The sequence below is a fragment of the Streptococcus sp. A23 genome (genome assembly GCF_043674155.1).
Classification (GTDB): Bacteria; Bacillota; Bacilli; order Lactobacillales; family Streptococcaceae; genus Streptococcus; species Streptococcus suis_V.
The window spans coordinates 26,315-40,438 of the sequence record NZ_JBIMJP010000008.1; the positions used below are offsets into that span (position 1 = coordinate 26,315).

The following is a 14,124-nucleotide window of genomic DNA, read 5'->3' on the forward strand; positions in this document are numbered from 1 at the left end:
TTTCATGGATAAAATTATTGTTCGAGGTCAGAAAGCTGCTCTCAAGGGTCAGGTTGAAATCGAAGGGGCTAAAAATGCAGTCTTGCCACTCTTGGCTGCTACTGTTTTAGCAAAAAATGGTCAATCTCGTTTTACCCAGGTACCGATTTTGTCTGATGTTTATACCATGAATAATGTGGTTCGTGGTCTCGGTGTTCGTGTTAAGTTTGATGAGGAGACTAAGACGGTCGATATTGATGCGACCGGTAAGTTGAGCTCAGAAACCCCTTACAAATACGTCAGTCAGATGCGGGCTTCGATTGTTATTTTGGGCCCAATTTTAGCGCGAAATGGCTATGCCAAGGTGTCTATGCCTGGTGGCTGCACCATTGGTAGCCGGCCGATTGACTTGCATCTCAAGGGTTTGCAGGCCATGGGCGCAAAAATCAAGCAACGAGCTGGTTATATCGAGGCGACAGCTGAGCGTTTGCAGGGGACAACGATTTACCTTGATTTCCCAAGTGTCGGCGCTACTCAAAACCTGATGATGGCTGCTACTCTAGCCAATGGAACGACTGTCTTGGAAAATGCTGCGAGAGAGCCAGAAATCGTTGACTTGGCTAACTTCCTCAATAAGATGGGGGCTAAGGTCAAGGGAGCTGGTACGGAAACGGTGACCATTCACGGTGTGGAGGAATTGACTGGTGCAGAGCATCCTGTTGTTCAGGACCGTATTGAGGCAGGTACCTTTATGGTGGCTGCTGCTATGACTGGTGGTGATGTCCTGGTCAAAGACGCCGTCTGGGAGCACAATCGACCCCTTATTTCTAAAATGCTTGAAATGGGTGTGGAAGTGACAGAAGAGGATGCAGGTATTCGTGTGCGTTCGCAGATTGAACAACTCAAGCCTGTGACGGTCAAAACCATGCCACATCCAGGATTTCCTACGGACATGCAGGCTCAATTTACGGCTTTGATGGCCGTTGCCAAAGGTGAGTCAACCATGATTGAGACTGTTTTTGAAAATCGTTTCCAGCACCTGGAAGAAATGCGCCGGATGGACGTTGTTTCAGAAATCTTGCGAGATACAGCGATTATCACTGGTGGTCAGCCAATTCAAGGTGCTGAAGTTATGTCGACTGATTTGCGGGCCAGTGCTGCTCTGATTCTAGCTGGACTTGTTGCTGAAGGTGAAACTATTGTTGGCCGTCTCAGTCATCTGGACAGGGGCTACTATCGTTTCCATGAGAAATTAGCTAGATTGGGAGCAGATATTGAGCGCGTGAGTGGAGAAGTAGAAAATGGATAAAGAACAGTTTGGGTATATCAAAAAACAATTATTGATTGTCTTGCTGGTCATCTTGGCCATGTTCCTTCTGTTTGCAGTGGGCTTGATGATTGGCTATGGCGTCATTGGTGATGGTGACAATATTTGGTCTGTCCTTTCGCCTGAAAAATGGCAGGAATTGATTAATAAATTTACAGGGAAGTAGGGTAGCCTACTTTCTTTTTGGAGAAATGATGAATAATAAAACGAAAAAACAGGCGACTAGTTTGCTGAGCCTGCTGGTGACTATTTTGGTGGTCGGCGGAGGTTACTTTTTTAATCAGCCGTCATCTACAAGTCAGGATTTGTCCTACTATGTCAATCAGTCCAGTGCAAGTCAATCAACACCCGACAAGGAGTTGGCGTCCAGTGTATTGACGGATGAGGCCAAGAAACAACTGGGTGGCTCGATCCAATGGAATGGGGCCGGTGCCTTCATTATCAATAATAATAAAACCAACTTGGATGCGTCAGTTTCCAGTATGCCTTATGCGGATAATAAGACCAAGCGGGTGCAGGGCGAGGAGATTCCAACTGTCGCTAATGCCCTCATGGCTAAATCTACGCGTCAGTACAAGGACCGTGATCAGACAGGCCAAGGGCGAACCTCCTGGACGCCGGCTGGTTGGCATCAGGTTCATGATTTGCCAGGAGAATACGACCATGCGGTGGACCGTGGGCACTTGCTTGGCTATGCCTTGATTGGTGGCTTAGACGGATTTGACGCCTCAACCAGTAATCCCAAGAATATTGCCACTCAAACGGCCTGGTCCAATCAGGCCTATGAGGATTATTCTACTGGGCAAAACTACTATGAAACAAAAGTCCGCCGGGCCTTGGACAAGAACAAACGTGTCCGCTACCGTGTCACACTGATCTATGCGGATGATGATGACCTGATTGCTCTAGGAAGTCACCTGGAGGCTAAATCGTCAGACGGTAGCCTGGAATTCAACGTCTTTGTGCCAAATGTTCAGAGTGGACTCAGTATCAACTACCACAGTGGGGAAATTACTGTTAACGAATAGAATATTATTTGCAAAAATACTGAATCTTTGGTAGAATGAATAGTAATTGAATAGAAGTCTGTGAGACTAGTACACCTATGGAAACTGCCCAGGGAGTTGAGCCGTGACTGCAAGCTCAATCAGTGAAAGTTGGTCGAATTCACTCACGCAAGGACTTAGAATGAAGGTCTGCAGAGGCAGATGAAAACGGATGGTACCGCGTGACAACGCTCCGATGTGGGTGGTGTCATGCTTTTTTTATTGGAGGAAAGATGTCAAATACGATTGAACAACAGCTGGTGGAACTCCGCCAATCTACACTTGAAAAGTTAAAGGCTATTAGCCATGAAAATGAAAAGGCCTTGCAGGATTTGAAGGTCGAAGTTTTGGGTAAAAAAGGTTCTCTGACAGACCTTTTGAAGGGGCTGAAAGACTTGTCTAACGACATGAAACCAATCGTTGGTAAGCAGGTCAATGAAGTACGTGATGTGCTGACAGCTGCCTTTGAAGAGACAGCTCAAAAGGTTGTAGCGGCAAAAATCCAACAACAATTAGCATCAGAAACCATTGATGTGACCCTGCCAGGTCGTCAGGTCAAGGTCGGAAAACGTCATGTCTTGACCCAAACTTCGGAAGAAATCGAAGATATTTTCTTGGGTATGGGCTTCCAAATCGTTGACGGATTTGAAGTGGAAAAAGACTACTACAACTTTGAGCGCATGAATTTGCCAAAAGACCACCCAGCGCGTGATATGCAGGATACTTTCTATATTACCGAAGAAATTCTTATGCGGACTCACACTTCGCCAGTCCAAGCTCGGACCATGGACCAGCATGATTTTTCAAAGGGAGCGCTGAAAATGATTTCTCCGGGGCGTGTATTCCGTCGTGATACGGACGATGCGACCCACAGCCACCAGTTCCACCAGATTGAAGGATTAGTTGTCGGTGAAAATGTATCCATGGGTGACCTCAAGGGTACGCTTGAAATGATCATCAAGAAAATGTTTGGTGAAGAGCGTCAGATTCGCCTACGTCCATCATACTTCCCATTCACTGAGCCTTCTGTTGAGGTGGATGTTTCCTGCTTCAAGTGCGGTGGTGACGGCTGTAATGTATGTAAGAAAACAGGATGGATTGAAATTCTCGGTTCCGGCATGGTCCACCCACAAGTATTGGAAATGAGTGGCATTGACTCAAGCAAGTACTCTGGATTTGCCTTCGGTCTTGGTCAGGAACGCATTGCCATGCTCCGCTACGGAATCAACGATATCCGTGGATTCTATCAAGGCGATGTACGCTTTAGTGAACAATTTTGATTCGGTACTCCTTATTGCTGACGTAGTCAGCTATTAAGGAGACGGGAATCGCTATAATGCGACTTCCCTAGCTTCCTCACTAGTTTTTCAAGCGGAAAGTGTCGTTCCGCTTGAAAGTCGTCGTAATTTAGGTAGTTTGTTAGGTGTTCAGTACGAGAAATGGTAGCTGTTCTAGCGGTTTACCTAGTCCACTTAGATAATGAAAGGCATTGAGATGCAGATAGATTCGATACGTTTGGAAGAGGTTTCCGTTTTGCAGGAGTTGGCCAAGCAGACCTTTGCTGAAACCTTTGCTCATGACAATGATCCAGAGGAGTTGGAAGCATTCTTCGAGGAAGCCTACTCCTTGGAGGTCTTGACTAGTGAGTTATCGGATCCCAATTGCCAGCATTATTTTCTAAGGATTGATGATCAGGTGGCTGGTTATCTCAAGCTCAACCAAGGTCCTGCCCAGACGGAGCAGGAGTTGGAAAATGCCTTTGAAATCCAGCGTATCTATCTCTTGCAGGCCTATCAGGGCCGCGGTCTTGGGAAGGTCTTGTTTGAATTTGCTTTGGAAAAAGCAGAGCAGTCTAGTTGTGACTGGGTCTGGCTGGGAGTCTGGGAACATAATTACAAGGCTCAGAAATTCTATGCAAAATACGGATTTGAAAAATTTGGCCAGCATGAATTTGCGGTCGGTGATAAGATTGATGTGGATTGGCTACTGAAACGGCCTTTGCACGAGAAAGGATAATATGTTAGTAAGTTACAAATGGTTAAAAGAACTCGTTGACTTTGATGCGACAAGCCATGACTTGTCTGAAAAAATGTCAACAACAGGAATTGAAGTAGAAGGGGTTGAGAAAAAGAGTGCTGGCCTTTCTAAGTTGGTTGTCGGTCAGGTTGTGTCTGCTGAGCCAATTCCAGATACCCACCTCAATATCTGCCAGGTCAATGTCGGTGAGGAAATCACGCAAATCGTTTGCGGTGCTCCAAATGTCAAGCCAGGCATCAAGGTGATCGTCGCACTGCCAGGTGCGCGTATCGCTGGCAACTACAAGATCAAGAAAGGAAAAATCCGCGGGGTTGAGTCTTTGGGTATGCTCTGCTCATTGAGCGAAATCGGCGTGTCCGACTCAGTTGTGCCAAAAGTCTATGCGGACGGTATCTACCACCTGCCAGAAGATGCAGTCGTGGGTGAGCCGGTCTTTTCGTACTTGGACCTGGACGACGAGATTATCGAGCTGTCCATCACACCAAACCGTGCTGACGCTCTTTCCATGCGTGGCGTGGCTCACGAAGTCGCAGCCATTTACGACAGCAAGGTCAACTTCAAGCCTGTTGTCTTGGAAGAAAGCGATAAAAAAGCCAGCGATGTGATTGAAGTGGCCATTGAGTCAGAAAAGGTGACTGCCTACACGGCTCGTGTCATTGAAAATGTGACCATCGCACCAAGCCCACAGTGGTTGCAAAACCTGCTCATGAACGCAGGTATTCGCCCGCTCAACAATGTGGTTGACATTACCAACTACATCTTGCTCTACTTCGGTCAGCCAATGCACGCTTTTGACTTTGACAAGTTTGACGGTAAGCAAATCGTGGCTCGCCAGGCAAAAGACGGTGAGAACTTGGTAACTCTTGACGGCGAAGAGCGTGACTTGATTGCCGATGACATCGTCATTTCCGTTGCGGACAAGGCAGTTGCCCTCGGTGGTGTCATGGGTGGTGCTAATACAGAGATTGACAATAGCTCTCAGACCGTTGTGCTGGAAGCTGCCCTCTTTGACGGCAAGTCTATCCGCAAGACCTCAGGTCGCCTCAACCTTCGCTCTGAGTCCTCTTCTCGCTTCGAAAAAGGCATCAACGTAGCAACTTTGACGGAGGCTATGGACACAGCCGCTGCTATGATTGCGGAACTGGCTGGCGGTCAGGTCTTGTCTGGTATTGTTGCTGCGGGTAGCGTGGACACTTCGGACATCCCAGTCACTGCAACTATTGATTACGTTAACCGCTCGCTCGGGACCAATCTTGACTATGCTCAGATCGCAGATATTTTCCGTCGTTTAGGTATGGAAACAACTGGCGATGCAAGTCAGTTCACTGTAGCAGTACCGCGTCGCCGTTGGGACATTCGCATTCCTGCAGACTTGGTAGAGGAAATCGCACGTATCTATGGCTATAATAATCTGCCGACCACTCTTCCGAAAGAGGACGGAACAGCAGGTGAGCTAACCCTGACTCAGAACATCCGTCGCCAAGTACGTAGCCTGGCAGAAGGTGCAGGCCTGACAGAAATCATTTCCTACGCCTTGACAACACCTGAAAAGGCTGTGGAGTTTGCAGCACGTCCAACCACAGTCACCGAACTCATGTGGCCAATGACTGTTGACCGCTCTGCCCTTCGTCAGAACATGGTGTCTGGTATGCTGGAAACAGTGGCCTACAACGTGGCTCGTAAGAACAAGAACTTGGCTCTCTACGAAATCGGTAAAATCTTTGAACAGTCTGGCAATCCAAAAGAAGACCTGCCGCAAGAAATTAATAAGTTTGCCCTTGTTTTGACTGGTTTGGTGGTTGAGAAAGACTTCCAGACACCAGCTGTACCAGTTGATTTCTTCCATGCTAAAGGTATCTTGGAAGCTATCTTTGCTCATTACAAGGTGGCTGTTGACTTTGTGGCGACTAGTGAGATTGCTGCTCTGCATCCAGGTCGTACAGCTGAAATCCATTTGAATGGGGCGGTTATCGGCTTTGTCGGTCAGGTACACCCTCAAACGGCTAAGGACTACGGTATTCCTGAAACCTATGTGGCTGAAATCAATCTGGATGCGATTGAAGAAGCTCTCCAGCCAGCTCAGCCATTTACCGAAATCTCCAAATTCCCAGCGGTTAGCCGTGATATTGCCCTGCTCTTGAGCAGTGATGTCAAACATCAGGATGTCCTGGATGCCATTGCGGCTGCGGGCGTGAAACGCTTGACCAAGGTGACCCTCTTTGACGTCTATGCTGGCAGCAATATTGAGGCTGGTAAGAAGTCTATGGCTTATAACCTGACCTTCCAGAATCCTGCGGATAGCCTGACAGATGAGGAAGTGGCTAAGTATATGGAGAAAATTAGTAAGTCGCTCGAAGCGCTTGGTGCTGAAATTCGTTAACATGTAAATCTTGTGAAATCCTAGTCAGCGGGCTAGGATTTTTTGGAGGGAAGTATGAACACTCAAGATATTCAAGAAAAATTTTTCCGAGATGGAAAGTTGCTTGTCATTCCGAAGAAATTAAAAAGTAAGCAGGTCTTGTTTGCCTACTTGCAGGAGGAATTGGCTAAGAAGGGCTCGACATTTACAGAAAAAGATGTCAATGCCTTTCTAGCTGAGATCTATGACGATTATGCTATTTTAAGACGTTACTTGGTAGATTATGGCTACCTATCGCGTGATCAGTATGGTTTGGAATACAGAATAGAAGAAAAGAGATGATTGCGGTCATCTCTTTTGTCTTACAAAATAAAGGGTTCAATCTTCAATTCGACTACATCACCATACTTGGCTAGCAAATCATCTGCTAGGGGATGATAGAGTGTTCGTAGTTGTTCAATCTTGTCAGGGAATTGTTTGCCGATGTAGTCAAACTTGCATTCGATTGTTAAGAAAAGTTGGTGGAAGAGTTCGTTAATCTCATTCAAGCGGGCAATCATTTCTTCATCCTCTTTGAGAAAATCAGGGATTTTTGAGCGGTTGTCGACAAAACCATCAATCAATTTTACAGGGAAGGACCCGTATTCTAAGACAAATTCGTACATAGTTGTTCTCCTTGAGTTTTCCATATTTTAGCATAATCCTCACAAAATGGGTAGAAAGTTGATTGTTGATATAGTAAGTATTTGCAAGAAAGGATTTTTTCCCGTAAAATGGAGAAAAAAACACGAGGAGTAAACATGGATAAATATCATATTCCACCGGTTTTGGTGTTTGAAAATTATGAGTTGGTTGAGGTCTCAAATGGTCGAGTGGTCATTGAGACAAGAGTAGTTGAGTCTTCTTTGAATATTTATGGCATGACCCACGGAGGTTATCTGTTTACCTTTTGTGATAATGTTGCTGGACTGGCTGTTTTCTCTCAGGGATACAAGTGTGTGACCCTCCAGTCCAATGTTCATTTTACAAGGGCGGGCCATCTGGGAGACAAGTTGACTATCACGGCAGAAATTGTTCACGATGGTCGTTCAACCAAGTTGGTAGAAGCAGTTGTTACCAATGAAAAAGGTCAAAAATTAGTCAGAGCTAGCTTCACCATGTTTGTGACGGGAACCTTTGAAGAAGAATCTTAAAATTTTTGTGATTTTATGAGCATTATTTTTGAAATCGGTAACAGTCATGTGTATAATGGATAGTGTAAAAAAATATATTTTCGAAAGTGAGATTTTCCATTATGGCTAAAATCGTCGTTGTGGGTACAAACCACGCTGGTACTGCATGTATCAAAACAATGTTGTCAAACTACGGTGCTGAAAATGAAATCGTAACATTTGACCAAAACTCAAACATTTCTTTCTTGGGTTGTGGTATGGCACTTTGGATCGGTGAACAAATCGATGGTCCAGAAGGTCTTTTCTACTCAGATAAAGAGCAATTGGAAAGCATGGGCGCAACCGTTCACATGCAATCACCAGTTGTAGACATTGACTTCGAGAAAAAAGAAGTGACTGCAATTGTTGACGGTAAAGAGCACGTAGAATCATACGAAAAATTGATTCTTGCGACTGGTTCACAACCAATCATCCCACCAATCAAAGGTGTGGAAATCAAAGAAGGTTCAACTGACTTTGAAGCAACTCTTGAAAACCTTCAATTTGTTAAATTGTACCAAAACGCTGAAGACGTAATCAACAAGCTTGAAAAGCCAGACATCAACCGCGTAGCTGTTGTTGGTGGTGGTTACATCGGTGTTGAGCTTGCAGAAAGCTTCAAACGTAAAGGTAAAGAAGTTGTTCTTGTTGATATCGCTCCAACAGTTATGGGTGCATACTATGACCGCGACTTTACTGAAATGATGAACAAAAATCTTGAAGAAAACGGTGTGAAATTAGCTCTTGGTCAAGCTGTTCAAGCTGTTGAAGGTGACGGTAAAGTTGAGCGTCTTGTGACTGATAAAGAAACATTTGACGTTGACATGGTTATCATGTGTGTAGGCTTCCGTCCTAACACAGGTCTTGCTAAAGGTCAATTGGAAACCTTCCGTAACGGTGCATGGATCGTTGACAAGAAACAAGAAACAAGCATGAAAGACGTTTATGCAATCGGTGACTGTGCAACTATCTACGACAACGCTCGTCAAGATACAAGCTACATCGCTCTTGCTTCAAACGCTGTTCGTACAGGTATCGTAGCAGCACACAACGCAACTGGTCATGAGTTGGAAGGTGTTGGTGTTCAAGGTTCAAATGGTATCTCAATCTTCGGTCTTAACATGGTTTCAACTGGTTTGACAGAAGAGCGCGCGAAAGATGCTGGTTTCAACGCAGCAGTAGCGTCATTCACAGACCTTCAAAAACCTGAATTTATTAAACATAATAACCACGAAGTAGCAATCAAGATTGTCTTTGACAAAGATACACGTGTTGTTCTTGGTTGCCAAATGGTATCACGCGAAGATATGTCAATGGGTATCCACATGTTCTCACTTGCTATCATGAAACAAGTGACAATCGAAGAGTTGGCATTGATGGATCTCTTCTTCTTGCCACACTTCAACAAGCCATACAACTACATAACAATGGCAGCACTTGGTGCGGAATAAGCTTAATTGATAAAATAAGGTCCAGAGTTTTCTCTGGGCTTTTTTACTGGTCTGACATTTCGTAAATGAAGTATATTTTGGTATAATGGAGAGTAATTACATTTTGAGAAAGTATGAGAATATGAACCCTTTATTAAATGGAATGAACGATAGACAGGCGGAGGCTGTTCAGACAACGGAAGGTCCGCTCTTAATTATGGCAGGTGCGGGCTCAGGCAAGACTCGTGTTCTAACCCACCGCATTGCTTATCTGATTGATGAAAAAATGGTTAATCCTTGGAATATTTTGGCCATTACCTTTACCAATAAGGCTGCGCGGGAGATGAAGGAGCGGGCCTATGCGCTCAATCCTGCTACACAAGACTGCTTGATTGCCACTTTCCACTCCATGTGTGTACGGATTTTACGTCGGGATGCGGATCACATTGGCTATAACCGTAACTTTACCATCGTAGATCCGGGTGAGCAACGCACGCTGATGAAACGGATTTTGAAAGCTCTAAATCTGGACCCGAAAAAGTGGAGTGAGCGGACTATTTTGGCAACCATTTCCAATGCCAAGAATGATTTGATTGATGATGTGGCTTATGAGGTGCAGGCAGGCGATCTCTATACGCAGATTGTTGCCAAATGCTACAAGGCTTATCAGAAAGAACTCCGTCAGTCAGAGGCAGTCGATTTTGATGACCTAATCATGTTGACGCTCCGCCTATTTGACCAAAATCCTGACGTCCTGACCTACTACCAGCAGAAATTTCAATATATCCATGTCGATGAGTACCAAGATACCAACCACGCCCAGTATCAGCTGGTCAAACTCTTAGCGTCACGCTTTAAGAATATCTGTGTGGTCGGTGATGCGGACCAGTCCATCTATGGCTGGCGTGGGGCGGATATGCAAAATATCTTGGATTTTGAGAAGGATTATCCAGAAAGCAAGGTGGTTTTGCTGGAGGAAAATTACCGCTCGACCAAGACAGTCCTTCAGGCAGCCAATGAGGTTATTGAGAACAATCGCAACCGCCGTCCGAAGAAGTTGTGGACGCAAAATGCTCAGGGAGATTTGATTACCTACTATCGTGCGCGCGATGAGGGCGATGAGGCGATTTATGTTGCCAGTCAAATTGACCAACACCATCGTGAAGGCAAGCCTTATAAGGACTTCGCCGTTCTTTACCGGACCAATGCCCAGTCTCGTACCATTGAGGAGGCCCTGCTCAAGGCCAATATTCCTTACACTATGGTGGGCGGGACCAAGTTCTATAGCCGTAAGGAAATCCGTGATGTGATTTCCTATCTGAATATTATTGCCAACCCTGCAGACAATATTTCTTACGAGCGCATTGTCAATGAACCCAAACGCGGAGTAGGACCGGGAACAGTCGATAAGATTAGGGACTTTGCGACGACGCATGCCATGTCCTTGCTTGAAGCATCACAGGATATTATGCTGTCTGGTGTCAAGGGTAAGGCTGCTCAAGCCGTTTTTGACCTTGCAACCCTGCTATACAATCTCCGCAATCGACTGGATGAGATGACAGTGACCGAATTGGCCGAGGTGGTCTTAGATAAGACTGGCTACCTCAATGCCTTGGCTGTACAAGGAACGATTGAGGCCAATGCCCGCATTGAAAACATTCAGGAATTTCTTTCGGTGACCAAAAATTTCGATGATAAAGAGGTAGAGGAAGAAGAGACAGGGCTGGATAGGCTCAGCCGATTCTTGCTGGATTTGGCCCTGATTGCTGATACAGACGACGGAGACAAGGAAACGTCGGAAGTCACGCTCATGACCCTTCATGCGGCCAAGGGCTTGGAATTTCCAGTGGTCTTTCTCATTGGTATGGAGGAAAATGTCTTTCCTCTCAGTCGTGCAGCGGAAGAAGAAGCTGAGTTAGAAGAAGAGCGCCGTCTGGCTTACGTTGGCATCACCCGTGCCGAGCATATTCTTTATTTGACCAATGCCAATTCCCGCCTCTTGTTCGGTCGGAGCAATTACAACCAGCCTAGTCGTTTTATTCGTGAGATTTCAAGTGATCTCTTGGATTATCAAGGTCTGGCCCGTCCATCTAATACCAGCTTTAAGGCTTCTTATGTCAATGGCAAAGCGACCCAGTTTGGACAAGGGATGAGTTTGCAGCAGGCTCTCCAAAGTCGGAAATCTTCTGTGCAACAGTCCACTCGATTTGGGGGGACCATGCCTTTTGCTAGCTCCAATCAATCTAGTTCAGCCACAACATGGTCCGTTGGTGACATTGCTGTCCATCGAAAATGGGGTCGCGGTACTGTACTTGAAGTTTCAGGATCGGGCAGCAACCAAGAACTCAAAATCAATTTTCCAGAGATGGGTCTGAAAAAAGTTTTGGCCAGCCTAGCTCCGATTAGCAAGGAGGACTAGTGTGGAGCCGACTATTTGTTTGGATTGTACTGGCTGTTACCATAGTTTTATTAAGTCTATCCCCCATTCTCATCTATGTATTTTACTACCTTAGCAAGCGGAAAAAAGAACTCTGTACTGCAAAGGTGACAGGCTGTGTTGAAGACTACTCATTCATGTCCTACAATGGCCTTAGCCTGCCTGTCGTGGGCTACTGGGTGAGACAAAGCTATTATTGGGCTGTTGGTCCACATTTCCAATCCTGTCGATACGTCACGGTTTTAACACCCTTATCATGCTTGGTAACGGGACAGCATTATAATTTGCTAGATAGAAAACATTTACCAGATTCTTTAATTATCTATCGAAATAAGAATAGTCTGTTCAGTCTAACGTCCAGTTCCTTGCTGGACTTTTTCCATTGGTTCTAGCGTCGATGTTTACTACAATCCACTTAAGCCAAAGCAGTCCTACGTCCAGCGACATATTACGATTTTGTCCAAAGGTTTAGTGTATTTGCTGATAGGATTGCATTGTCTATATATGGTGGTCTGTTTGGGTCTGTGACTGGCGCTGGTCTAGGTTTGACAAATAGGAGGAGGTGACAAGGGTGACAAATCTCAAGTACTTTCAGAAGAGATGGCAAGAGAGAAATATCTGGTCATGGCTCACTCTCAGCATCACTATAATGCCTTGCGTCAGCTTTTTAAGGGAAATGTTTGGTCAGTTGACAAAGGACTTGAATTTGAACGTATGCTAGCGGAGGCTTTAGCTCACAATCCTAGTATAAAGACATTTCGCACTGCCTCTCAGCATATTTGGGGTTATTTTAAAAAGTGTGCAAGTGATGAAGAAAGGGAACGCTTCAAGGAATTGGACCTGTTTCTGGAGAGCCAAGCCCAGGAAATGCACGAGTTTTTGAAGTGTATGACTGACAAGTACCGGCCGCCCTACCTGCTCCAGAGTCGGATAATGCAAGTGGACAAAATACAATAAGGCAGTCATGACTTGTTTTGGGTCATTTCTGTCTTTTTTGAATGGTGATAAGCACAAGTCGAAATCGTATGACAATTTACTCAGTCTAGTGTGAAATTTTCAGCAGATTGATTGTAAATTTAGCACATTCCAGCTTTTCATTCAGGAAATTTGTGGTATAATTATGAAATAACAAATTTTTAGAAAATTTTGAAGAATTAACCTAAAGGAGATTTCTATGGCTTATGTAGTAGCTGTTGTTGGTGCAACTGGTGCAGTTGGTGCCCAAATGATAAAAATGTTGGAAGAGTCAACACTTCCAATCGAGAAAGTGCGTTTCCTTGCTTCTGCCCGTTCAGCAGGCAAGACCTTGCAGTTTAAGGGACAGGACATTGTCATTGAAGAAACAACAGAAACAGCCTTTGAAGGAGTGGATATTGCCCTCTTCTCAGCTGGTGGTTCTACATCTGCCAAGTACGCTCCTTACGCAGTAAAAGCAGGAGCTGTAGTGGTTGACAATACCTCTTACTTCCGTCAAAATCCAGATGTACCGTTGGTTGTTCCTGAAGTTAATGCACACGCGCTTGATGCCCACAATGGTATCATTGCTTGTCCAAACTGCTCAACTATTCAGATGATGGTTGCATTGGAGCCTATTCGTCAGAAATGGGGCTTGGAGCGGATCATCGTATCTACTTATCAGGCAGTTTCTGGTGCTGGTATGGGAGCTATCTTAGAAACTCAGGCTCAGCTTCGTTCTGTCCTGAATGACGGTGTAGAGCCAAAAGCGGTAGAAGCAAACATTCTTCCTTCAGGTGGCGATAAGAAGCATTACCCAATCGGTTTCAATGCGATTCCGCAAATCGACCTCTTCACAGACAATGACTACACTTACGAAGAGATGAAGATGACCAAAGAAACCAAGAAAATCATGGAAGATGACAGCATTGCTGTTTCTGCAACCTGCGTCCGTATTCCAGTCTTGTCAGCTCACTCTGAGTCTGTTTACATTGAAACCAAAGAAATTGCACCGATTGATGAAGTGAAAGCGGCTATCGCAGCCTTCCCAGGTGCTGTTTTAGAAGATGATGTAGCCAACCAAATTTATCCGCAAGCAGTCAATGCAGTTGGTAGCCGTGATACCTTTGTAGGTCGTATCCGTAAGGACTTGGACAAGGAAAACGGTATTCACATGTGGGTTGTCTCTGACAACTTGCTCAAAGGTGCTGCATGGAACTCTGTTCAAATCGCTGAAACCCTTCATGAGCGTGGTCTAGTTCGTCCAACCACAGACTTGAAATTTGAATTGAAATAAAATCATCTATTACCTCTTATCCAACTTACAAGTTTGTCAAATCAAAC

13 protein-coding genes are annotated in these 14,124 nt (G+C 45.1%); 12 read left to right on the plus strand and 1 reads right to left on the minus strand.

Translation table 11 applies throughout. From position 1 onward, the window contains the following. The first annotated feature begins 4 nt into the window (after positions 1-4). The 7 genes from murA (at position 5) to ACHBIE_RS05865 (ending at position 7,090) form a co-directional block, all read left to right on the plus strand. Positions 5-1,288 (plus strand): UDP-N-acetylglucosamine 1-carboxyvinyltransferase, encoded by a 1,284-nt coding sequence (murA, locus tag ACHBIE_RS05835; protein ID WP_105122207.1) that lies wholly within the window; start codon positions 5-7, stop codon positions 1,286-1,288. Next, positions 1,281-1,472: a DNA-directed RNA polymerase subunit beta gene (locus tag ACHBIE_RS05840; protein ID WP_105111683.1), complete on the plus strand. Its 192-nt coding sequence runs from the start codon at positions 1,281-1,283 to the stop codon at positions 1,470-1,472. The genes murA and ACHBIE_RS05840 overlap by 8 nt, the downstream gene beginning before the upstream one ends. A gap of 28 nt (positions 1,473-1,500) precedes the next feature. Beyond that, a complete protein-coding gene (locus ACHBIE_RS05845) occupies positions 1,501-2,334 on the plus strand; it encodes a DNA/RNA non-specific endonuclease (protein WP_105111684.1) in 834 nt (277 codons plus the stop codon). 251 nt (positions 2,335-2,585) lie between these two features. Next, positions 2,586-3,632: a phenylalanine--tRNA ligase subunit alpha gene (gene pheS, locus ACHBIE_RS05850; protein WP_105122208.1), complete on the plus strand. Its 1,047-nt coding sequence runs from the start codon at positions 2,586-2,588 to the stop codon at positions 3,630-3,632. A gap of 214 nt (positions 3,633-3,846) precedes the next feature. Then, positions 3,847-4,368 carry a GNAT family N-acetyltransferase gene (locus ACHBIE_RS05855; protein ID WP_394732966.1) on the plus strand — a complete coding sequence of 174 codons (522 nt, stop codon included), beginning with the start codon at positions 3,847-3,849 and terminating at the stop codon, positions 4,366-4,368. 1 nt (position 4,369) lies between these two features. Further along, entirely contained in the window at positions 4,370-6,769 is a 2,400-nt protein-coding gene (gene pheT / locus ACHBIE_RS05860) for a phenylalanine--tRNA ligase subunit beta (RefSeq protein ID WP_394732934.1), read from the plus strand. Between the two features lie 54 nt (positions 6,770-6,823). Beyond that, positions 6,824-7,090, plus strand: a complete 267-nt coding sequence (locus ACHBIE_RS05865) for a DUF2087 domain-containing protein (RefSeq protein ID WP_105122210.1) — start codon at positions 6,824-6,826, stop codon at positions 7,088-7,090. 20 nt (positions 7,091-7,110) lie between these two features. On the opposite strand, the gene ACHBIE_RS05870 is transcribed toward ACHBIE_RS05865, so the two are convergent. Further along, positions 7,111-7,413, minus strand: coding sequence for a hypothetical protein (locus tag ACHBIE_RS05870; RefSeq protein WP_394732935.1), 303 nt, complete (start codon positions 7,411-7,413; stop codon positions 7,111-7,113). 135 nt (positions 7,414-7,548) lie between these two features. On the opposite strand from ACHBIE_RS05870, the gene ACHBIE_RS05875 reads away from it, so the two are divergent. From ACHBIE_RS05875 to ACHBIE_RS05895, 5 genes are all read left to right on the plus strand, one after another. After that, positions 7,549-7,941: a PaaI family thioesterase gene (locus tag ACHBIE_RS05875; RefSeq protein WP_105112007.1), complete on the plus strand. Its 393-nt coding sequence runs from the start codon at positions 7,549-7,551 to the stop codon at positions 7,939-7,941. Positions 7,942-8,042: 101 nt separating this feature from the next. Continuing rightward, positions 8,043-9,410: a H2O-forming NADH oxidase gene (gene nox, locus ACHBIE_RS05880; protein ID WP_105122213.1), complete on the plus strand. Its 1,368-nt coding sequence runs from the start codon at positions 8,043-8,045 to the stop codon at positions 9,408-9,410. Positions 9,411-9,531: 121 nt separating this feature from the next. Beyond that, on the plus strand, positions 9,532-11,808 hold the full coding sequence (gene pcrA / locus ACHBIE_RS05885; RefSeq protein WP_105122214.1) for a DNA helicase PcrA: 2,277 nt from the start codon (positions 9,532-9,534) through the stop codon (positions 11,806-11,808). 618 nt (positions 11,809-12,426) lie between these two features. Further along, positions 12,427-12,783: a YbgA family protein gene (locus ACHBIE_RS05890; protein ID WP_394732936.1), complete on the plus strand. Its 357-nt coding sequence runs from the start codon at positions 12,427-12,429 to the stop codon at positions 12,781-12,783. A 217-nt stretch (positions 12,784-13,000) separates the two neighbouring features. Beyond that, entirely contained in the window at positions 13,001-14,077 is a 1,077-nt protein-coding gene (locus ACHBIE_RS05895; RefSeq protein ID WP_318830362.1) for an aspartate-semialdehyde dehydrogenase, read from the plus strand. The last annotated feature ends 47 nt before the right edge of the window (positions 14,078-14,124 follow it).